The 21,986-nt window shown below is 39.4% G+C and carries 15 protein-coding genes; 9 read left to right on the top strand and 6 right to left on the bottom strand.

The window, feature by feature from the left end; translation table 11 throughout:
- The first annotated feature begins 29 nt into the window (after positions 1-29).
- From Q8M41_RS07375 to Q8M41_RS07365, 3 genes are all read left to right on the top strand, one after another.
- Positions 30-872, top strand: coding sequence for a metallophosphoesterase (locus Q8M41_RS07375; RefSeq protein ID WP_305364607.1), 843 nt, complete (start codon positions 30-32; stop codon positions 870-872).
- Positions 873-1,076: 204 nt separating this feature from the next.
- Positions 1,077-1,658: a hypothetical protein gene (locus Q8M41_RS07370; protein ID WP_305364606.1), complete on the top strand. Its 582-nt coding sequence runs from the start codon at positions 1,077-1,079 to the stop codon at positions 1,656-1,658.
- Between the two features lie 8 nt (positions 1,659-1,666).
- Positions 1,667-3,826 carry a cation:proton antiporter gene (locus Q8M41_RS07365; protein WP_305364605.1) on the top strand — a complete coding sequence of 720 codons (2,160 nt, stop codon included), beginning with the start codon at positions 1,667-1,669 and terminating at the stop codon, positions 3,824-3,826.
- Between the two features lie 3 nt (positions 3,827-3,829).
- Here Q8M41_RS07365 and Q8M41_RS07360 read toward each other — a convergent pair whose 3' ends face one another.
- Complete coding sequence (locus Q8M41_RS07360; protein ID WP_305364604.1) at positions 3,830-4,288, bottom strand: DinB family protein; 459 nt, start codon at positions 4,286-4,288, stop codon at positions 3,830-3,832.
- Positions 4,289-4,498: 210 nt separating this feature from the next.
- Between Q8M41_RS07360 and Q8M41_RS07355 the strand changes: the two genes are divergently transcribed.
- Genes Q8M41_RS07355 through Q8M41_RS07345 form a run of 3 tightly spaced genes read left to right on the top strand, consistent with a single transcriptional unit; the run spans position 4,499 to position 7,698 of the window.
- The gene (locus Q8M41_RS07355; protein ID WP_305364603.1) at positions 4,499-5,950 is read left to right on the top strand and encodes an NAD(P)/FAD-dependent oxidoreductase; all 1,452 of its coding nucleotides are present in this window, start codon (positions 4,499-4,501) and stop codon (positions 5,948-5,950) included.
- A 5-nt stretch (positions 5,951-5,955) separates the two neighbouring features.
- A complete protein-coding gene (locus Q8M41_RS07350; RefSeq protein WP_305364602.1) occupies positions 5,956-7,209 on the top strand; it encodes a YeiH family protein in 1,254 nt (417 codons plus the stop codon).
- A gap of 54 nt (positions 7,210-7,263) precedes the next feature.
- Positions 7,264-7,698 (top strand): PaaI family thioesterase, encoded by a 435-nt coding sequence (locus Q8M41_RS07345; RefSeq protein ID WP_305364601.1) that lies wholly within the window; start codon positions 7,264-7,266, stop codon positions 7,696-7,698.
- A 649-nt stretch (positions 7,699-8,347) separates the two neighbouring features.
- Here Q8M41_RS07345 and Q8M41_RS07340 read toward each other — a convergent pair.
- The 3 genes from Q8M41_RS07340 to htpG all read right to left on the bottom strand — a co-directional run bounded on the left by Q8M41_RS07340 (position 8,348) and on the right by htpG (position 12,933).
- Complete coding sequence (locus Q8M41_RS07340) at positions 8,348-9,589, bottom strand: nucleoside recognition domain-containing protein (protein WP_305364600.1); 1,242 nt, start codon at positions 9,587-9,589, stop codon at positions 8,348-8,350.
- Between the two features lie 129 nt (positions 9,590-9,718).
- Positions 9,719-10,924, bottom strand: coding sequence for a M14 family zinc carboxypeptidase (locus tag Q8M41_RS07335; RefSeq protein WP_305364599.1), 1,206 nt, complete (start codon positions 10,922-10,924; stop codon positions 9,719-9,721).
- 125 nt (positions 10,925-11,049) lie between these two features.
- Positions 11,050-12,933: a molecular chaperone HtpG gene (gene htpG / locus Q8M41_RS07330; protein WP_305364598.1), complete on the bottom strand. Its 1,884-nt coding sequence runs from the start codon at positions 12,931-12,933 to the stop codon at positions 11,050-11,052.
- Between the two features lie 623 nt (positions 12,934-13,556).
- Between htpG and Q8M41_RS07325 the strand changes: the two genes are divergently transcribed.
- Positions 13,557-15,320, top strand: a complete 1,764-nt coding sequence (locus Q8M41_RS07325; RefSeq protein WP_305364597.1) for a murein L,D-transpeptidase — start codon at positions 13,557-13,559, stop codon at positions 15,318-15,320.
- A 74-nt stretch (positions 15,321-15,394) separates the two neighbouring features.
- Here the strand turns inward: Q8M41_RS07325 and Q8M41_RS07320 are convergent, their stop codons facing one another.
- Positions 15,395-16,987 carry a peptide chain release factor 3 gene (locus Q8M41_RS07320; RefSeq protein ID WP_305364596.1) on the bottom strand — a complete coding sequence of 531 codons (1,593 nt, stop codon included), beginning with the start codon at positions 16,985-16,987 and terminating at the stop codon, positions 15,395-15,397.
- A 141-nt stretch (positions 16,988-17,128) separates the two neighbouring features.
- Positions 17,129-18,079, bottom strand: a complete 951-nt coding sequence (locus Q8M41_RS07315) for a Smr/MutS family protein (protein WP_305364595.1) — start codon at positions 18,077-18,079, stop codon at positions 17,129-17,131.
- Positions 18,080-18,218: 139 nt separating this feature from the next.
- Here Q8M41_RS07315 and Q8M41_RS07310 point away from each other — a divergent pair, with 139 nt between their 5' ends.
- Both Q8M41_RS07310 and Q8M41_RS07305 read left to right on the top strand, forming a co-directional pair.
- Positions 18,219-18,440: a VF530 family protein gene (locus Q8M41_RS07310; protein ID WP_305364594.1), complete on the top strand. Its 222-nt coding sequence runs from the start codon at positions 18,219-18,221 to the stop codon at positions 18,438-18,440.
- Between the two features lie 112 nt (positions 18,441-18,552).
- The coding region (locus tag Q8M41_RS07305) for a SprB repeat-containing protein (RefSeq protein WP_305364593.1) at positions 18,553-21,986 on the top strand (3,434 nt) is incomplete at its 3' end.

Here is a 21,986-nt window from a genome sequence, read left to right as displayed (position 1 = left end):
TAGTCATATTGAATAGAGATATTTAACAAATGAAAAGATTTTTTTATCCCGGACATATACTTGCAATCCTTTTATTCTTATTGATAGCAGGCTGCTCATCAAAGCCCTATACATTTTTTCAAATGGCAGATACCCAATTTGGTTTTTTTAATGCCAATAAGGAATTCAGCAGGGAAACTGTAAACATGGAAAGGGCAATTGCTGAGTCAAACCGTTTAAAACCTGCTTTTGTAATAATATGCGGCGATCTTGTAAACAAACCCGGTGATCTTGCACAGATTGCAGAATATAAGCGGATTGCTGCTAAACTGGATCCCTCAATTAAATTGTACAGCGTTTCCGGCAATCATGATGTCGAAAATGTTCCAACTCCTGCCAGTCTTGAACTTTATAAAAAGCATTTTGGCGAGGACCGCTATACTTTCCGTTCAGGTAATATGCTTGGAATAATAATTAATTCATCATTGATCAAAGACCCTTCATTGGCGCCAGCCGAGGCCGCAGCACAGGAAGCCTGGTTAAGAATTATCTTAGAAAAGGCTAAAAATTCAGGAGCAAAAAACATCATGGTATTTATGCACCACTCACTCTTCCTGAAAGATCAAAATGAACCTGACGAATATTTCAATATTAATACTGAGCGCCGCAAAATGTATCTTGAATTATTTAAGCATTATGGCGTAAAACAGGTTTTTGCAGGCCACTATCATCGTAATTCGTATGGAAAAGCTGGTGATTTGGAAATGATCACTACCGGGCCTGTCGGAAGACCACTCGGAGCCGATAGTTCGGGGTTCAGGATTGTTAATGTAAAAGGTCGGGTAGTCGAACATAAATATCACACGCTTGATTCTCTTTCATTGCTTCCTTAGTTTCGGAAGTTAGCCATTTTCTACTATGAGATGGATCTTTAAAATTTTATTTATCCTTTTTTTTTAGCTCAATTTGGCGTATATTCCCTACTTCAGGTATAAATATTAAAATCGTATTCTAATATTTTTATATGGCCGGGCTTAAAATTTCTGATACTTTCGGGTTATCGAAATATTTTTTAAACCAAATAAATCAGGATGTCAATGTTAAAATCACATTTGATCAGCTTTATTTTAATTATTTCATTTCTTATAGCTTGTGGTAACAAGGAAGGTTCTAATCAGCTTAAATTGCGGGAATTGAAAGTTACACAGAAGGAGGAAGAATTAAAGATATTTGAGCAGCAGCTTATTTCCAGAGACATTGATCTTAGTAGCCGTGAACAGCTTTTAGATAGTTTGGAGCATATTGGTGACACAACCGGAATTTATAATTCAAAGCTGATTGGAAACTGGACTGTGATTATGAAGTGTATTGAAACCAGTTGTGAAGGTTCAGCTCTTGGAGATACTAAAACTGAGCGATGGAATATTGCTTATCATAATAACAGAGTAGTTGTTAAGGTAATGTCTAAAAACAGCATAAGCAGAGTGTACCTGGGAGTATACACCGAAACCGGCCTGACAGTCCAGTCAAGGCAGCAGGAGGGTAATCTCTTAACAAGCATGAACATTCAGCTCAATCAAATTTCTGATAGTAAGATGGAAGGGATCAGAGAAATTAATCAGGGAGGTAATTGTAAAATTATCTACTCAGTCGGATTATCTAAAATAAATACCCTTTAAAATTTGATATGCTTATATTATCAGCTCTCGATCTTTCATTACCATTAAGGAACCCGGTAATTATATTTTCCCTGGTTCTTTTCATCATATTATTTGCTCCGATTTTATTCAATAAGATTAAGGTACCTCATATCATAGGGCTTATACTTGCCGGTGTTATTGTAGGTCCTTATGGATTAGATCTCCTGAGAAGGGATAGCAGTATTGTTTTATTTGGTACTGTAGGGTTATTATATATCATGTTTCTTGCTGGTCTTGAAATAGATCTGGTAGAATTTAAGAAGAACAGAACTAAAATATTGTTCTTTGGTTTACTTACGTTTTTATTGCCATTCGTTCTCGGAATTATGGCTAGTTACTACATATTAGGATATAGTTTTCTCTCATCAATGTTGCTTGCAAGTATGTTTTCAACACATACATTGGTTTCATATCCCATTGCCAGTAAATATGGAATTGCAAAAAACCGGGCAGTGACACTAACAATCGGTGGGACAATGATTACCGACATTCTTGCCTTGCTTATACTTGCTGGTATTTCAGGGGTAACGAAGGAAGAAGTTTCTTTAAGCTTCTGGCTGCAGTTGATAATTTCAACAGCAGCATTTGTGTCTATTGTATTTTTTGTATTTCCGATGATAACGAGGTGGTTTTTTAAGCATTATGACGATAGTGTTTCTCAATATATTTTTGTGTTAGCTATGGTTTTTTTGGCTTCTTTTCTGGCGGAAGCAGCCGGACTAGAAGCCATAATCGGGGCTTTTTTTTCGGGTTTGGTACTTAACAAATTTGTACCTCATTCCTCTCCATTGATGAATCGTATTGACTTTGTTGGGAATGCAATTTTTATCCCGTTTTTTTTGATCAGTGTAGGAATGCTGGTTGATATAAGTGTTCTGGTCAATGGCTGGGGAGCACTGAAAGTTGCAGGAGTGATCATTTTTGTGGCCATTTTAGCCAAATATCTCGCAGCAGTAATAACTCAGAAGGCTTTTAAGCTAACATCTGAGGAGGGGAGACTTATTTTTGGATTAAGCTCTAGCCATGCTGCTGCAACTTTAGCTATTATTCTGGTAGGTTATAACATTATTATTGGTGAAACGAGTTCAGGTGAACCGATACGATTATTGAACGAGGATGTGCTTAACGGTACGATTCTGTTAATTCTGGTAAGTTGTGCAGTCAGTTCATTTGTGGTTGAAAAAGCTTCAAGACGTCTGGCACTAATCAATGAATCGGATAGTAGCGATTCTGATTTGGGAGAGGAAAAAATCCTGATTTCCCTGGCATATCCTGATTCGGTAAATGAACTGGTTGATTTTGGTTTAATGCTTAAACCTTCAAAGAGTTCAGTTCCTGTTTATGCACTTCATGTTACGGATGATGAATGGTCAGATAGCAATACTCAAGTAAAGCCTGAAAAAGTATTGGAAAAGGCAATCATGCATGCTGCGGCAACTGAGAACACTATTCATCCACTTACCCGATACGATATTAATATCAGCCATGGTATTATTTATACGATTAAGGAACATAAGATTACAGATATTCTAATTGGCCTTCATCATAAATCAGATCAAAACAAGTTTTTTGGCTCTACAACTGAAGAATTGTTCAATAAAATTCCTGAAACTATTTATATCTACAAACCAGCACAGCCATTTAATACATTAAAAAGGATGCTCGTACTTGTTTCTAAAAATGCTGAGCAGGAGCCTGGTTTCTTTCATTGGTTAAACAAATTATCAATTGTTGCCATATCTGCCGGAATTCCGATTTGGTTCTATGCAACACCTGGTACCTTGTCGGAAATTAAAAGTGCCCATCAGAAGGCAAAGAGCCAGATTAGTGTGTCATATAGCGAATTTGATAACTGGGAAGATTTTTTAATCTTCAGCAGAGAGCTGAAACCAAATGATTTTTTTGTCGTGATTACTTCCCGAAAGGGGCATATTTCATACAACAATTATTTAGAGAAATTACCTTACTATTTAGGAACATATTTCAATTCCAACAGTTTCTTGATTGTTTATCCAAAACAGCTTGATCAGGGTATAAATATGAATAATATTGAACAGGTTGATCCTTATGTTATCGAATCTATTGCCGATAAAATAAGTACAGTTGGGAAATCAGCTCTAAATCTTAAAAGGATATTTAAGAAATAAGTATTAGAAAATCATACGTTTATACACCATAATATAACTCAGGTGAAGTCCTTCATGAAATGGCAAAAAGTTTAATGCATCTTCAATAGAATTGATTTCTATTCCCATACTGGTAGTCCATGCAGGATAATTATGAAAGACATTTTTCCCCAGGTCTGATTCAAACTGATCCAGACTACTGAAAAGTAGGGATTTAATGTTTTCAAGCTCTTCAGCAAGAATCTCACGATCAGGTCTTGAACCATTCTTGAATGAATTGAAAAACTCCTGTTCTACATTAAGTTCAAGTTTGCCCCGAAGGTAAAATATTCCTTCCTGGGCAGCGATCAGATGTCCCAGATGCCAGATAATATTATTGTTGAATCCTTCGGGAATTTTATTTAATTCCGGAATACTTAGTCCGTTGATAATTTCCAATGCTTTGAACCTTGTTTTTCTGATTAAATCTATTTTTGAATTCATGTTATACGGTTTTGCTTTCGAAAATAAGGATTCTTTACAATTTCGGATGATGTATTTATTTAAGGAAAGGTCTATTGCTTTTGTAATTGCTAAATGGTAAAATCTGTCTGTTTTTTTACTTCAGCCATCTATAAATTAAAGTTTGATATGATTCCTCATATTTAGGGTATTATTATGTTTTTTAGTCCAGAATGATGATATTCATCTAAAATGAGACGAGTAAATGTCAGTTCTGAATTTGATGCAATTGTTATAGGTTCAGGCCCAAATGGTTTGTCAGCAGCAATTACCTTACAACAGGCCGGACTTTCTGTTCTGATCCTGGAGGCAAAGGATTCACTAGGAGGAGGATTAAGATCTGCAGAACTCACTTTGCCCGGATTTGTACATGATATCTGTTCTGCGATTCATCCATTGGCAGCTGGTTCTCCTTTTTTTAATTCCTTGCCACTTGAGCAACACGGACTCGAATATATTTATCCGGGGGTGGCAGCAGCCCATCCGTTTGATGATGGAACTTCGGCAGCACTGAACGGAAGTGTAGACAATACCGCCGAAACTCTTGGGATTGACAAGGAAACCTATAGCAATTTGTTAAACCCGCTGGTCAAAAGCTGGCCCGGCTTGGTGAAGGATTTACTGAGACCTTTGAATTTGCCAAAGCATCCCTTAGATATGGCTGCATTTGGCCTGAATGCTTTGCGTTCTGCAACATCACTTGTACGGAAATTTAAAGCTAAAGAAGCCAGAGGTCTATGGGCAGGTATGGCAGCCCATTCACTGCAACCATTAAGCAATTTAGGTACTTCAGCCTTCGGACTGGTCTTAATGGCTACCGGACACCTAAAAGGCTGGCCTGTGCCTAAAGGTGGATCAAAAGTAATTGCTAATGCACTTGTTTCCTACTTTCTTTCAATCGGTGGAAAAATAGAAACTGGTATACCTGTTCGATCAATGAAAGATATACCTGCATCTACTGTTGTTCTCTTTGATCTTACTCCGAAACAGATTCTGGAAATAGCAGGGGAGCGTTTTTCATCTATTTATTCCTGGCAATTAAAGCGATACCGATATGGGATGGGAGTTTTTAAAATAGACTGGGCCTTGGATGGACAGATTCCTTTTACTGCTCTCGAATGCCGTAAAGCAGGAACTGTTCATCTTGGAAACACTTTTGAGGAGATTGCTAGGGGGGAAGAAATGACAAATGCAGGTGTATTACCTGAAAAGCCATTTGTTCTTTTGGCTCAGCAAAGTTTATTTGATTCTTTGCGTGCCCCTGAAGGTAAACATACGGCATGGGCATATTGCCACGTGCCCAATGGATCTGAGAAGGACATGACAAATGCCATCGAAAATCAGGTAGAACGTTTTGCGCCAGGATTCAAAGATTTGATTCTCGCAAAACATACGATGAATACCCGGGAAATTGAAGCATATAATCCCAATTATATTGGTGGAGATATCAATGGAGGAGTTATAGATATAGGTCAGCTATTTACCCGTCCCGCCCTCAGAAGTTCGCCATACCGTACTTCTGCGAGAGGAATCTATATTTGCTCATCATCAACTCCTCCGGGTGGAGGAGTACATGGGATGTGTGGTTATAATGCTGCTAAGCAAGTACTTAAGGACATTTTTAATATCAAAATCACATTATAAATTTTATGTCAGAACAGAAAAAAGTTGCAATTCATGAGGACTGGACAGTTGTAATACTGGGTGCTCTGATCATTATCCTGTCGATTGTAGGACTAATTTTAGAAGTCCCGGCTTTCAGTTGGAGTAATTCCGGTGAGCTTTTCGGGAAGGTACTCTCAGCCAGTAATCTGAGTCTCATTTTTATCCAGTTCATGTTTGTATTGGTCATAGCTGCAATAGGTGCATTTTTAACAGGAAAGCCATTTAAACATTTTTTATTTGGTTTTCCATTGGTCTATCTAATCACCATCATTGCTTTAATACTTGCAGGGAATAGTCAGGTCAAATCTTTTAATCTCGAGGCAGTTATTTTTAGTCTAAGTCTGGGGCTTGCTATCAGTAACTTCTTTAAACTACCTGAATGGCTGCGTTCATCACTTTCAACCGAATTGTTCGTCAAAATCGGACTAGTGTTGCTGGGAACTAGTGTAATCTTCTCTGATGTATTAAAAGCAGGCTCACTCGGACTGATTCAGGCTTTGGCTGTGGTTGTATCGGTATGGTATTTTGCTTTCTGGCTGTGTAAGAAGATGAAAATAGACGATGAACTCACAATGATGATCTCCAGTGCGGTTTCTATCTGTGGTGTTTCGGCAGCTATTGCAACTTCAGGAGCAATTAATGGAGATTCGAAAAAGCTTTCCTATGTAATTTCAATGGTATTGATCACAGCTATTCCGATGATGATATTCATGCCTATGATAGCCAAATACTTTGACTTATCGCAGGAAGTTACAGGTGCATGGCTTGGTGGCAGTATCGATACCACAGGTGCGGTAGTTGCCTCAGGTTCATTAGTTGGGGAAACTGCATTAAAGATCAGTACCATTGTTAAGTTCTCCCAAAATGTATTGCTGGGTTTGGCCGCTTTTGCAATCTCCGTTTACTGGACTTATACCAAACACCCAAAAGCTAATGAGCCTGATGGGAAGCCAGGTCTGAAAGTCATCTGGGAGCGTTTTCCCAAATTCGTTTTGGGTTTTCTGGCAGCTTCGTTATTGTTTTCTTTTGTATTGAGTCCTGAAGTCAGTTCATCTGTAAAAGGGAGTCTTAAAAACTTGCAGGGCTTATGGTTTGCGCTAGCATTTACCAGCATCGGGCTTGAAACCAATTTTGCTGATCTTTTTAATAAACAGAGCAAGAAACCTTTTTACGCTTTTTTGATCGCTCAGGGCTTCAATGTGATTGTAACCTTGATTATTGCTTTGATTCTTTTTTGATGAACAGGAATTCTATTGTTAAACACCAATATTTTATTATAATTAAAAATTGAGATGAACGAAATTAACGCACATTTAGCTGCGATCCAGCAGGAAATTGGAAAAGAGTTCAGCAATAGCCCCTCACCCTTTGCCCACTGGCTCAAACCTATCGTCAGAAGTGCTGAAGCTGGTGCCCTGATTTTTGAATACCGGATCAGAAAGGATATGACCAATCCGATGCAGGTCCTGCATGGCGGGGTTAGTGCCGGTATAATTGATGATGTTATCGGTGCAACCGTGTTTACAATGAATTTAAGCCATCATTACACTACCATCAATAATTACATAGACTATTTTGCTCCGGCACATGAGGGAGATATTATTGAAGCTAGAAGCTCGGTTGTTAAGCGAGGTAAACAGATAATCAACCTGCAATGTGAACTATGGCTCCCCATAAAGAACAGATTAATTGTCAGGGGATATTCGAATATGATACGGCTGGAATAATTTTAATTATTCTTAATAAACTAGTGTCACGTCATACTTAATTTGACGATCACATCGGAATACTAAGGAGGCTAAAATAAAGACAGTTTAATGTGACTATACCAGGGTAAAACTATTGAAACTCTAAACATCAATTAATAGGTGAGATGACACTGAATGTTGGGTAATTGAAATGATTGAATAAAAAATACTGTGTCTTGGGATACCCGCATCGCTCAATAGACAGGGGCTTTAGCTCCGGGTAAAGATCAGGTTTTCAGATCGGCTTCAGCCCAAAGCCTGAGCGACCAGAACGGAACAAATACTGGTGCTTCAGCGCCAAAATTTCTAGCTATCGGGCTAAAGCCCAATGTAATTTTCCTCACATGTTGCTGAATGTTGGGCTGAAGCCCAAAAACGAACAAACTGGTTAACCCTAGCTAAAGCTGGGGCCTATTGAGCGGCCGTACTAGTGTCATGTCATAAATACTTTGACAAACCAATCGGAATACCAGGGAGGCTTAAATAAAATGGCGGTTTAACTGGGACGATGATAGGATGAAATTATTGAAACTTTATCCGTCAATTGATGAGTGAGGTAACACTAAAAGATAATAAATTAATCTGAATTCGATATAAGGAAGGTTAAATTATTAAAGTCTGGTTACTATTAAATGGTATGTCCGAAGAAGAGGTAGGTCAGGAAAATTGCGGCGATGAGTCCAACTAGATCTGCAATAAGTCCGCAGACTAATGCATACCGTGGTTTCTTAATTCCAACTGACCCGAAATATACCGCCAGTACATAAAATGTAGTTTCTGAGCTACCCTGAATCACACTTGCCAGTCTACCCTGAAAGGAATCAGCACCATAGGTGGTCATAACATCGACCATTAGTCCTCTTGCACCACCACCACTCAAGGTCTTCATTAAACCTACAGGAAGCGCCGGAACGAAGGAAGTATCCAGTCCCATGGCAGCAACCACTGCACCGATTGCATTTACCACATAATCCATACATCCTGTGGTACGAAATGCACTGATGGCAACCAGAATTGCAATCAGAAAGGGAATAATCATGATGGAGGTACTGAAACCTTCTTTCGCGCCATCAATAAATGCCTCATAAACATTTACTTTTTTAGAAGCCCCATAAACGATGAACAGGGTGATGATTGAAAAAATAATGATACCTCCTAATAAGCCAGCATAGATCTGTATCTGATCAGGAGGGAGACTTCCAAGCCAGAAATATAATCCAGCCATCAGGGCAATGAACCCTCCGAAAAATATCAATATAGGAAGCTGTAATAGATTGATCTTTTGGTAGAAAGATACTGCGATCATCCCGGCTAAAAATGAAATAAACGTGCCTATCAAACAAGGAATAAACACATCTGCTGGATTTGCAGCACCATTTGCCATTCGCAATGCAATAACCCCTGTTGGTATCAGGGTAATTCCAGCTGTATTCAGCACTAGGAACATGATCTGAGCATTTGTTGCAGTATCTTTTTCAGGATTTAATTCCTGCAATTCCTGCATGGCTTTCAAACCTACAGGAGTAGCTGCATTATCCAGTCCCAGCATATTGGCCGAAAAGTTCATGATGATTGAACCATTGGCCGGGTGATTTTTAGGTACTCCGGGAAATAATCTGCTAAAAAACGGACTCACACCTTTTGCAAAAAGCGAGATCATACCTGCCCGTTCGCCGATTTTCATGATGCCCAGCCAGAAAGTCATAACCCCAATCAAACCTATGGAGATTTCTGCACCTGTTTTTGCACTGTCGAACATTCCATTAACTACATTATTGAAAATCGCAGTATCCCCAAAGAAGATTAGCTTAACTAATGCGACAAGGAATGCAATTACAAAGAAGCCGATCCAGATGTAGTTTAATGCCATAGGTGTAATCAGTTGCCTGTTATCTGTTGTCTGTTACCAGTTATCTGGTTATGTATGCCTGGTAACAGACAACAGATAGCAGGAAAAATGAATTTATTATAAATGATTGAAATTACTAACAAAAACCAATTAACAACCAATCACCGTTTTCAAAACCCCATTTTTAAGTTTAATCAAAATATTCTTATCATGATGAACAATTAAATCTGCAGGTTCATCAAGCTTCAATTTTGTTTTTTCTGTTAAAGTCAAAAACTCGCAGTTAAATTCTACGTAACCGAAATAATCCGACAGGTCGCCCAACTCAGTTACCATATAGGTGTATTTTACCGATTTGGCATCCTTTGTGACTTTCTCCTCTGCGCAAAGTCCGATATCAAGCTTGTAAGGGATGCCATTTTTTTCCAGTTTACAATTCCTGAGTAATATGTGAAAATGTAGTTTTTTATTCTCGGGTATTGAAAAATAATCTTTGGTTTTAGCCTTCAAGTAGGTTTCATCTGCAATACTGATCAGTCCTGAAAGAATAGCTTTAAAAAATACTTTTCGGATATATTGTTTCTCGGGGTCATTGTAAAAACCACCTGCTTCGATCAATATTGTGCTGGTTCCTGCAGCCTGAAAATTATCACCAAATGCCCTTGGTTCATATTCATCATCAAAACGTCCGACTTGATCTGATATACTTTTTTGAATAGCTGAATTCATGATGGCAATTACTTTCATTGCCTGTTCCCTGGTTGAATTGATACTCAGGCCTTCATCATATGCCGGAGCAAGCAAAGAGATTGTTGCCGGATTCCCGGTATGTCCTGCCGACCATAAGGTGCTTTGATCATGGAGATTAAAGCCAAAGTGGGGGTTAATTTCATCCCTTAAATGGCGTAATATTCTTCCTTCCGGACTCTGTTGCCGATGAAAATCCCGGTTAATGTCAATATTCATTGCATTCCTGCGATTGAATACTTCGGCGCCATCAGGATTTACCAGTGGCAATATATACAGCGTGCATTTTTCAGCCAGCAAATCATGAATCTGCCGAAACTGGCCAGGTTGTGATAAAAAATTCAAAAGATCAGCAATAGCCATTGTAGCCGTAGCTTCATCACCGTGCATCTGGCTCCAAAGAAATACCCGTTTGGGCCCTTTACCCCAGGTAACCAGATTGATGGAAAGTCCCTTGGTTGACATTCCTGCTTCTTTTATACTAAAGGCAGAATTTGTCTTTAACTTTCCCAGTATTTTCAGGAGATCAGCATGTTTGAAAAAACGATCTTTTATTCGCGTTTCTTCAAATTCCTGATAATTCTCCATGAGAATATTTAGCGCATCCATCCGACTAAATTAGTATTTACCTCTGGAATATTATTCAATTTTAAATTTCAATTGAACAAAAAAAGCATCCTTTCTTGAATGGAAAGGATGCTTTTTTTAAATATGCGATGGTTAGAGACGAATTATCAGATCAAACTCACACTTCTGTTCACAAATTCAGTTAACTCAGCACCAGTCAGCATACCCTGCGACAATAAAGCCAGATCAAAAGCTTGTTTTGCCAATTGTGTTTGTTCTGCCTCGTCCTGAGTTTGAAGGATTTTACCGATAAGCTTATGATTACCATTAATGGCTACATTATAATTATCCGGGAGATTTCCATAGAATCCCATGCCTCCACCCATTTTAGACATATCTTTCATACGTCTCATAAATTCATCCATGGTTACTATAACAGGAAGTTCCTCAGGATTCAGACTTTCAATCTCAATCCTCATGTTTGGTTTAACGATGGCCTTTTCAAAGATTGCTTTAACCTGTGCTTTTTCCTCGTCGTTCAATACATGTACGGTTTGATCTTCTTTACTGATGATCTTATCGGCAACCTCAGCATCAACACGCTTAAGGGATGTTTTTTCGAGTTTTTGCTCCAATTGACTGATAAAGTGCGGATCGATTGGAGAGTTCAGGTTTAGAACATCGTATCCCTTTTTGTTTGCCGACTGTATAAAGGTATCCTGCTTATCGGTATCGGTTGCATACAGGTAAACCAGCATATCATTCTTATCAGTTTGGGCTGCTTTTACTTTTTCTTTGTACTCTTCAAGAGTAAAATATTCGTTTTGGCTATTGTTAAGCAGCACGAAATCTTTTCCCTTATCATAAAACTTCTCTTCACTAACCATTCCGTATTTTACGAATAAACCGATGTCGCTCCATTTTTCTTCAAAAGCTTTACGATCATTCTTGAACAGTGAAGCCAGTTTATCGGCCACTTTTTTGGTGATATAACTATTGATCTTTTTAACGGCACTGTCAGCTTGCAGGAAGCTTCTTGAAACGTTCAGCGGAATATCCGGTGAATCGATTACTCCATGCAGCAGCATTAAAAATTCAGGAACTACATCTTTTACCTCGTCGGTAATGAATACCTGGCGCGAGAAGAGCTTGATTTTATTTCGCTGTATTTCAAACTCATTCTTCACTTTCGGGAAGTATAGAACACCTGTCAGATTGAAAGGATAATCTACATTCAGATGGATCCAAAACAAGGGATCTTCTGAGAATGGATAAAGCTCTTTGTAGAAGGCAAGATAATCTTCGTCTTTTAATTCAGAAGGAGATTTTGTCCAAATCGGACTGGTATTGTTGATGATATTATCAACCTCAACAGATTTGAATTTTGGTTTTCCTTCTTTATCTTCTCCATCAGGTTCTTGCTCTGAACGGGTTCCAAATTGTACCGGAATTGGGAGGAATTTACAGTATTTATCAAGAATAACCTTGATTTTTGCTTTGTCCAGAAATTCTTTGGACTCTTTATTTACATGTAGGATGATATCAGTACCTCTGCTTGCACGTGTTCCGGCACTGATTTCAAATTCTGTGCTTCCGTCGCAGATCCAGCGCGTAGGTTCTGCACCGTCCTGATAAGAAAGTGTTTGAATTTCAACCTGATCAGCAACCATGAAGGCTGAGTAAAACCCAAGTCCGAATTTTCCGATAATTTCATTCGCATCTTTGGCATCCTTGAATTTCTCAACAAATTCTGTTGCACCCGAGAATGCAATCTGATTGATGTATTTTTTAATTTCTTCGCCTGTCATTCCCAAACCATTGTCGGAAATAGTGATGGTTTTTTTCTTTTCGTCGACCGATACTGAAACTTTTAACTCACCCAGATCCCCTTTATATTCACCTAAAGAGGAGAGGCGTTTGATTTTTTGAGTGGCATCGACTGCATTTGCAACCAGCTCTCTCAGGAAGATCTCGTTATCAGAGTATAAAAATTTCTTAATGATTGGAAAGATATTTTCCGTGTGGATCGAAATGGTTCCTTTTTCTTGCATTTTTCTTTGTTTGATATTAATGTTTTAGATGTAAGGTGTGTAACAAAGGATGTTCCAAAAGGTTGGAAGTGTCAAGTTGGCACACGTTACCCGCCGTAGCTTAGCGGAGGATGGAAGGTGATACTTCTATCTTGTAATATTTCCCCCCTCCTGCTAGCTTCCGGGTAGTCTTTTTTCAGTGAGGCCTGTCTGAATACTCCAGTCGGGCGCGACAGGGGGCGGTTTTGGATTTTTGTGAAAAGCAAAGTCAGTAGCTCTTCGGTTCCGATGGTCCCGTGCTCTGCTTTAGTTTTTTACCATAACAAAGGGTGTATAATTATAGCTATTTCTGTGGCAAAAAAGCTAACGCTGCCGCCCCGGTTTAATTTACGCAATACAGTTTTCTTTTGCCCAGGCTGTTTGTAAAGCGTAATGAATAGATTACGTCGTTAAGATGACGCGGTTCCGGGCAACTTTGCTGATAATCTTTAATAGGGAGATTGCTTCGCTAGCAATGAAACAAATTCAAAAAATAATCGATGTCATGGGTAGCGAAGTGAAGCAACGGCACATTTGTTGCATTACAAGCACAACTAAACACAACATAAACCTTTACACTTGCTATATAACTGATAATCAATATTATGAGTCCAAATAATAACCAAACCTTGAAACCCGATATGTATAAAAATACCAAACAAAATAGTAATACCCATCACTATTTCCGGACAAGTATCCGATCTCTGAAAAAATATCTCCTGGTATTAACGGGAATCAGCCTCATCGGATTAGCCTCCGCTTGCGGTGATAAGAAGAAGCAGGAAAGGCAAGTGGCTGGGAAACCGCAGCCGACCCTGGATAGTATGTCCTATATTAACTATATGAATAATGATCCCTTGCTAAAAGAGCATACGGATTGGGCGAAAAAATTTTACAGGGAGCGTAATTTTAAGTTAGGCTGGTTTAAAAATAATGAGATCGTTCCTCAGGCTAAGGATATGCTGAACATGATTAGCAAAGCCGGTGAGGAAGGGCTTAATCCTAAGAAATACCAATTTATAGATTTTAATACACTTTTTGCTAACCTCGAATCTGCGAAGCGCGATTCTGCCAAATTTACAGCAATCCAGAAAGAGATCGATGTAGCTCTTTCATCCACGTATTTTGTATGGGCGTCTGATTATTACCGGGGAGTAATTATTCCTCGGGACAATGAAGAAATTGAATGGGACATTAAGCGGAATAAGATCAAGCTGCATAAGGCTTTAATGGCCGTTTTGAAAGAGCGGGAGAGTAAGTATTCCTATGCTAGCTTTAGTCCGCTTCACCCGGATTATGCGAGACTTAAATCAGCGCTTGCAGCCTATCGCAAGATTCAGGCTGCCGGGGGCTGGCCTTCAGTAACTCCTAGTCCTAAATTAAAAGAAGGGCAAAAGGCGCCCGTAGTTGCTGCTTTGAAGAAGCGCCTCAACCTGAGTTCGATAGATTCAACATTCGATGCCGAAACAGTTAACGCGCTAAAGAAGTTTCAATCGGACCAGGGCATGAAGCCTGACGGAGCCCTGGATCCTGAAACTGCAAAGCTTCTTAACGTTCCGGTAGATCAGCGGATTAAACAGATCATCCTGAATATGGAACGCTGGAGATGGATCCCGAAAAGCTTTGAAGAAGATTACCTGATTGTTAATATCCCGGAATACAGGTTGCGCGTATATGAGAAAGGAAAAGAGCAGATAGCAATGAACGTGATCGTTGGTAAAACGATGAACAGTACACCAATTTTCAGCGATAAGATGGAAAACGTGGTTCTTGCACCTTACTGGAATGTTCCAGCAAGCATCGTGAGAGAGGAGCTAGGCCCTAAAATAGCAAGTGATCCCGGTTATCTTGACCGCTCGAATATGGAGCTGATTGATGCAAAAGGGAACCGGGTTAGTCCTTCGCAAGTGAACTGGAGTTCTGTTACCAGGGATAACTGGAAATACACACTTCGCAAAAAACCAGGACCTAAAAATGACCTTGGCGATGTGAAATTCATCTTCCCGAATACAAATGATATTTATCTTCATGATACCCCGCACGACGAATTATTCAGTCAGATAAAACGTAATTTCAGCCACGGCTGTGTTCGTGTTGAAAGGCCACTTGAACTAGCGGAATACCTTTTACGCCCTGTTGGATGGGATATGAACAAAATTCAAAGCACAATTGCCCAGGGGCAGGAAAAATATGTAAAGCTAAAACAAGTATTACCAGTTTACCTCGTTTACTTCACTGCATGGGCTGATGAAAGTGGAAATGTACACTTCCGTGAGGATATCTACGGGCATGATAAGACGCTTGCACAACAGTATTTTAATGAAGTGAGTGCCGCTGTTGTGAAGCCGACTGTTAAAAGGGATTTGTAATTATTTGTAAGTTGTAGCTTATAAGTTGTAAGTCTGGGTGCTTAACACATTAGGGAACTTACAACTTACCGCTTCTAAGATTGTTGTCTCTTAAACTCCGAAGTATTATGAAACTCAACTTCAGGAAAATCACGCTTTGCAAGATTTAATGTCCAGTCATTATCTGCCAGGAATACAGGATTTCCATCTTTATCGGTCGCAATATGATGATGTCTGCGCTGGGTTATTTCATTGATATTCTTCTTGTCTTTTGAAGTCATCCAGCTTGATTTTCTAAATGTAAGTGGCCTGAAGGCACATTTTGCACCATATTCATGCTGAAGTCTGAACACGATTACTTCATATTGAAGTTCTCCAACTGTACCAATGATTTTACGGTTTCCGGGTTGTTGAACGAACAATTGAGCAACACCTTCTTCTGTTAATTGTTGCAAGCCTTTTTCAAGTTGTTTGGATTTTAATGGATCACGGTTTTCAACTTCTTTGAATATTTCAGGGGAGAAACTAGGGATTCCTTTAAATTGTAATTGTTCACCTTCACTTAGTGTATCACCAATCTTAAAATTCCCGCTGTCATAGAGCCCTACAACATCCCCTGGCCATGCTTCTTCTACCAGACTTTTTTCATTGGCCATAAAATCCACAGGGTTTGAGAATTTCAATTTTTTATTCAGTCGGGTGTGATAAAAGAATTTATTACGTTCAAACTTGCCGGAACATATTCTTAAAAAGGCAATTCTGTCGCGATGGTTTGGATCGAGGTTGGCATGGATCTTAAATACAAAGCCGGTAAAATTCTTTTCATTCGCCATTACCATCCGCTCATTGGCTTCCCGGCTTTTTGGGCTTGGAGCAATAGCAACAAATGTGTCAAGCAATTCGCGAATTCCGAAATTATTTATAGCACTTCCGAAGAAAACAGGTGCAAGCAGACCTTCCAGGTAGAGGTCTTTATCCAGATTTCCATAAACTCCATCAACAAGTTCAAGGTCATCCTGTAAGGTTTTAAGTTCTTTAGGCTGCAGAAATTGAGTTAGTAGTGGATCATTAAGATCTTTAACCTGTATTACCGGTTCACTGATTTTAGATTTATCAGGTTTAAATAGATTAAGCTGCTTGTCGAATATATTATATACCCCCTTGAAATTATAACCTTGCCCTATTGGCCACGAAAGCGGACATACACTGATATTCAGATTGTTCTCAAGTTCATCGAGCAGTTCAAAGGTGTCTTTTCCTTCGCGGTCAAGTTTGTTTACGAATATGATAACAGGGGTATTGCGCATCCTGCAGACATCCATTAGCTTTTGTGTTTGCTCTTCGACACCTTTAACACTATCGACAATCAGAATAACACTATCTACAGCAGATAAGGTGCGGTAAGTGTCTTCAGCAAAATCCTTGTGTCCCGGTGTATCAAGTATGTTGATTCGTTTCCCATTATATTCAAAGCCCATTACTGACGTAGCAACAGAAATCCCCCGCTGCTTTTCAATCTCCATGAAATCGGATGTGCTGCTTTGATTTGCTTTATTTCGTTTTACGGTGCCAGCGGTGTTTATAGCGCCACCAAAAAGCAGAAACTTTTCAGTTAGCGTTGTTTTACCAGCATCTGGGTGACTAATGATCGCAAATGTTTTTCTTTTTTCAATTTCAGGACTAAGCATATTTATAAAGAGAGGGTATTGAGATTAAGACGGTAGGTTTAGAGATAACGGAAGGATACCGAGTATTTTCATTGTCACGCAAAGATAATAATATTTTATAACCCTGTCGGCTTTTGAGAACCCTGTCAGCCTTTAGAAGACTTACAGGGTTTTAAAGAAGACCTCAGTTGCCCCGTATCCAAATTTTTCTTTATAGGCATCCATGAAAGTTTTAACCTGGGCATGTTTGCTGATGATTTTATATATTTCATTTCTTAAAGTACCGTTTCCGGAGCCATGAATAAAAATGATAGAAGGTATTTTATGAACAATTGCCGCATCGAGAGATTTTCGGAAATAACCCATCTGGATATCCAGTATTTCCGAGTTGCTCAGGAACTGATAATCATCCCGGAGCTTTTCGATGTGCAGGTCAACCTCTTTTCCTGGCTTTTCTATTTCAATTTTTTCTGCATGAGGTCTGAAAAAGCTTTCTTTTAGTTTTTCGGGATCAATGACCGGTTCAGGACTGTCAAGCTGTATTAACCAGGCGGCTTGCTCAAGTAATTCATGTTGCTTTTTCGCTCCGGAAAAATCTTTGGCTTTGAATTTCTCTGAAAACTCAATAGGCTTTTGATACTGTTCGTTGCCCGGGCTGAAAAAAAGTGCCTGAATATTAAATTCAGGCCAAAGATCAAGTTCATTCAATGAACATGAATAAATCTGAACTGTGGACTGAGCCTTTAGAATTCCGGCATATTCGCCTTTATGCTTGTTCTTATTTCGGATGTATAGTGTGGTTAGCAATTGCCATGAACTCGAATTGATTAAATGGAAATGAACTACCGATGGGCTTCTTTTGTCGGGGCTGATGGCAAGAAATATACCTTTTGAAATGAATTGTGATGTTTTTAGATCGGAATCGGTTTCAACAGGCAGATCATCAGAGCTATCAGTTTTTCCATGCACACGTGTAACCTGACTTGCCAGTACCGGAATTTCAAATCCATCGTCGTCGGTTACCGCAATGGTACTTTCATCAATTATCCTGGTGATATAACCTTCTCTTCGTTCATTGACAAACCGAACGAACTCACCTAATTTATACTTCATATTCACGGATTTTGGCAGCCCTGGAAATGGATTGCATGAAGCAAATTTATGAAAATAAAAATCCGGATGTCAGACAATCATCTTTAAAGGAAAAAATCCAGATTGCTTTTTACATTTGTCCTGAATTTAAAATTTTTCTATGAAAACAGAGCAGCCAAATAATCCGCTTCATGGCAAAACCCTAGAAATGATCCTGGTGTATCTTGTAGATCATTACGGATGGGATAAACTTGGTACTCTGATCAGGATCAATTGCTTTAATGAGAATCCGGGCATTCCATCCAGTCTGAAATTTCTCAGGAAAACAGAATGGGCTCGTAAAAAGGTTGAAGAGCTTTATATCAGGACTCTGTCGCGATAAGATTCCGATCCCCAATCAACAAAAAATTCTAAAATATCCCCTCTTATCGTTAAAATCATAACCTTTTCGGGTTTTTGACGTAGAAATAATCACCTACTGTGATTAACATAAGATGAGAATTATACCAAAGCTTATTTCCAGCTTTATAGTCATTTTTTTGTTCGTACTTTTTTCTTTTTCGCCGTTATTTGCTTATTTTTTTAATTCAGAAAACAACAGGAGGCTTGTTTCAAGTCCTCCAATCGCTATCAATATCAATAACTTTCCTATTCAGAATATTTCCGGCCGCTCCCAAATCCTTCCACTGATAGGCAGTGATTCTGATGGTACTATCATTTCCTTTAAGATTCTAAGCCTTCCCAATAATTTACACGGTACCCTGTACTTAAATAATGTAATTGTTAGTGTAAATCAGGTTTTAAATCCTGTTCAGGCGAAACAACTACAGTTTGAAGTTAAATCCACATTTACCGGGACGGCATCTTTTGCGTTTACTGCAACTGATAATGATGGTAATTCCGACGACTCGGCAGCTATATTTAGTATTCCGGTTACAGATAATGGAACATTGCTGGTATGCAGTGGGGCTGGACTCGGAAATAATATTCTTGGGGCACAAGGAACCTTTAGTTCCCCGTTTATAACAGCTAATGCTACAAGCAGTTGCATAAATAATAATTCAACAGTTGCATCGCCTTCACAAAACCTTGGTAATGCCAAGCCCGGACTCACGAATTATAATTATGCTTCAACGAGTGGCGGACTAGGTCCTGAGGGAACTTATTCCTTTCTGAAAACACTTGGTACCATGGCCACCCGTAACTGTATCAAGACGGATTGGGTAGCATCAGATCATACTGGTGATGGAGGATATGCTATGATTGTGAATGGCTCACCAAACTCCGCAACATTTGGGAAGACATTTTATAATGCCAGCAGTATTGCAGTATGCCCGAATACGCTCTATGAATTTTCAGCTTATGTGATCAATGTATTACCAGGAAATCATTCTGCAGCCTTACCTGGTACTGAGCCCAACATCAGTTTTTATATTAATAATCAACTGGTATCTACTTCGGGAGCTATACCTTATTCGAATGCTTCTACAAGTTTTGAACCAGCCTGGGTAAAGGTGGGAGGTTTATGGTATTCTGGTCCCAATACCTCCGTGAACCTGAGAATTGATAATGCAACATTTGTCGCCAGCGGCAATGATCTTGGTCTGGATGATATTTCTATGGCCATTTGTGGCCCTGAGATAACTTATCCTGATATTTCATTGACTCCGAAATTTTGTTCTTACGGTGTTTTACCCTTAAAAGCCAATATCGTAGCCTCAATTAATACCTATGCATCTTATATTTTTCAGAATAGTGTAGATGGTGGACTAACCTGGACAGATATGGGAAGCCCGGCTACCGGGAGTCCTGTATATAACACATTAACAGGATCTTATGAATATCAGGCTATTTACGGCGATATTCCAATTGATCCCAGTATGAATGGGTATAGGTACAGATTGAAAGTTGCTACAGATGCAAATAATTTATCAGGTACGACATGCAATATTTCTGCAGATAAGATCATCACAGTTTCGGCATTTGAAAAGCCTCTTGCCGGTGCAGATATAACAGGATGTAACAGTTCAAGCACAGCCAAATTGAAAGTTGCAGGTTCAGGAGAGACCTGGGCTATTGTTGCTGGGAATCCGGCCCCGGCCACCATTGATCAATCGGGAAATATAAGTGGCATGGTCTCCAATGGTTTTTATAGATTTCATTTGATTAATTCGAGTGGATGTACAGATACGGTTAGCGTAACCCGTGATGTAGTTGCAAGTGCTGGAATAGATGTAAAAATCTGTTCTCCACAGAGTACCTATAAACTTGCTGATTCCGGACTGGGTTACAAATGGATAAAGTTGGCTGGAAATCCTGTTGATGCAAGTATAGATTCATTGACAGGGGAGGTGACAGGTATGTCGGCTGATGGTATTTATCGTTTTATGTTAAAATCTGACTATGGGGGATGCACGGATGATGTATCAATTACTCGTTCAAGTCTTACTTTAATTTCGAGCCAAACTAATGTAAATTGTTTCGGTGAAAGTACGGGTACGATTAATTTGACCATATCAGGCGGAACTGCACCTTACACATATAGCTGGAATTCTGGTCAGTCAAGTGAAGATCTGAATGGTTTATCTGCTGGAACCTATATTATTTCGGTGCTTGATTCAATAGGCTGTACAGCAACTGACACTATCTTAATTTCTCAACCATTGGCAGCTCTTACTTTGAGCAGCACCCAAACCAATATCAACTGCTTTGGAGAAAGCACCGGTTCAATCAATCTGATAGTTTCCGGAGGAACAGCACCATATTCTTACAACTGGAGTTCTGGTCAGGCAACGGAAGACCTGAATGCTTTAGCAGCAGGTTCTTACACAGCTACCATCACAGATTCCAAAGGGTGTACCGCTACAGAAACGATTCTGATTACTCAACCCACTGCTATTCTTTCAATAAGCAGTACTCAAACCAATATCAACTGCTTTGGAGAAAGCACCGGTTCAATCAATCTGATAGTTTCCGGAGGAACAGCACCATATTCTTACAACTGGAGTTCTGGTCAGGCAACGGAAGACCTGAATGCTTTAGCAGCAGGTTCTTATACGGTTACAGTCACAGATTCCAAAGGGTGTACCGCTACAGAAACGATTCTGATTACTCAACCCACTGCTATTCTTTCAATAAGCAGTACTCAAACCAATATCAACTGCTTTGGTGAAAGTACAGGCGCGATCAATCTGACGGTTTCCGGTGGAACAGCACCATATTCTTACACCTGGAGTTCCGGTCAAACTGCTGAGGATTTGAGCGGCTTGACAGCAGGTTCTTACACAATTACCGTCACTGATTCAAAAGGATGTACTGTTACAGAAACGATTCTGATTACTCAACCTGCGGTAGTTTTATCCTTAACTGCGCTTCAAACCAATATCAATTGCTTTGGAGAGAGTACCGGTGCAATCAATCTAGCAGTTTCGGGTGGAACTGCACCATATTCTTACAGCTGGAGTTCTGGTCAGGCAACGGAAGACCTGAGTGCTTTGACAGCAGGTTCTTACACAGCTACCATCACAGATTCCAAAGGGTGCACTGTTACAGAAACGATTTTGATTACTCAACCTGCTACAGTTTTATCCCTGACCACTACTCAAACCAATATCAACTGCTTTGGAGAAAGCACCGGTTCAATCAATCTGACAGTTTCCGGTGGGACTGCACCGTATTCTTATAACTGGAGTACCGGCCAGACGACAGAGGATTTGAGTGCTTTGACAGCAGGTTCTTACACAATTACCGTCACAGATTCGAAAGGATGCACTTCTACAGAAACTATTCTGATTACTCAACCCACTGCTATTCTTTCAATAAGCAGTACTCAAACCAATATCAACTGCTTTGGTGAAAGTACCGGTTCGATCAATCTGACAGTTTCCGGTGGAACAGCACCATATTCTTACAGCTGGAGTTCCGGTCA

The organism is Daejeonella sp. (assembly GCF_030684675.1).
Taxonomy (GTDB): Bacteria; Bacteroidota; Bacteroidia; order Sphingobacteriales; family Sphingobacteriaceae; genus Daejeonella.
This window is presented reverse-complemented; position numbering and strand designations above follow the sequence as displayed.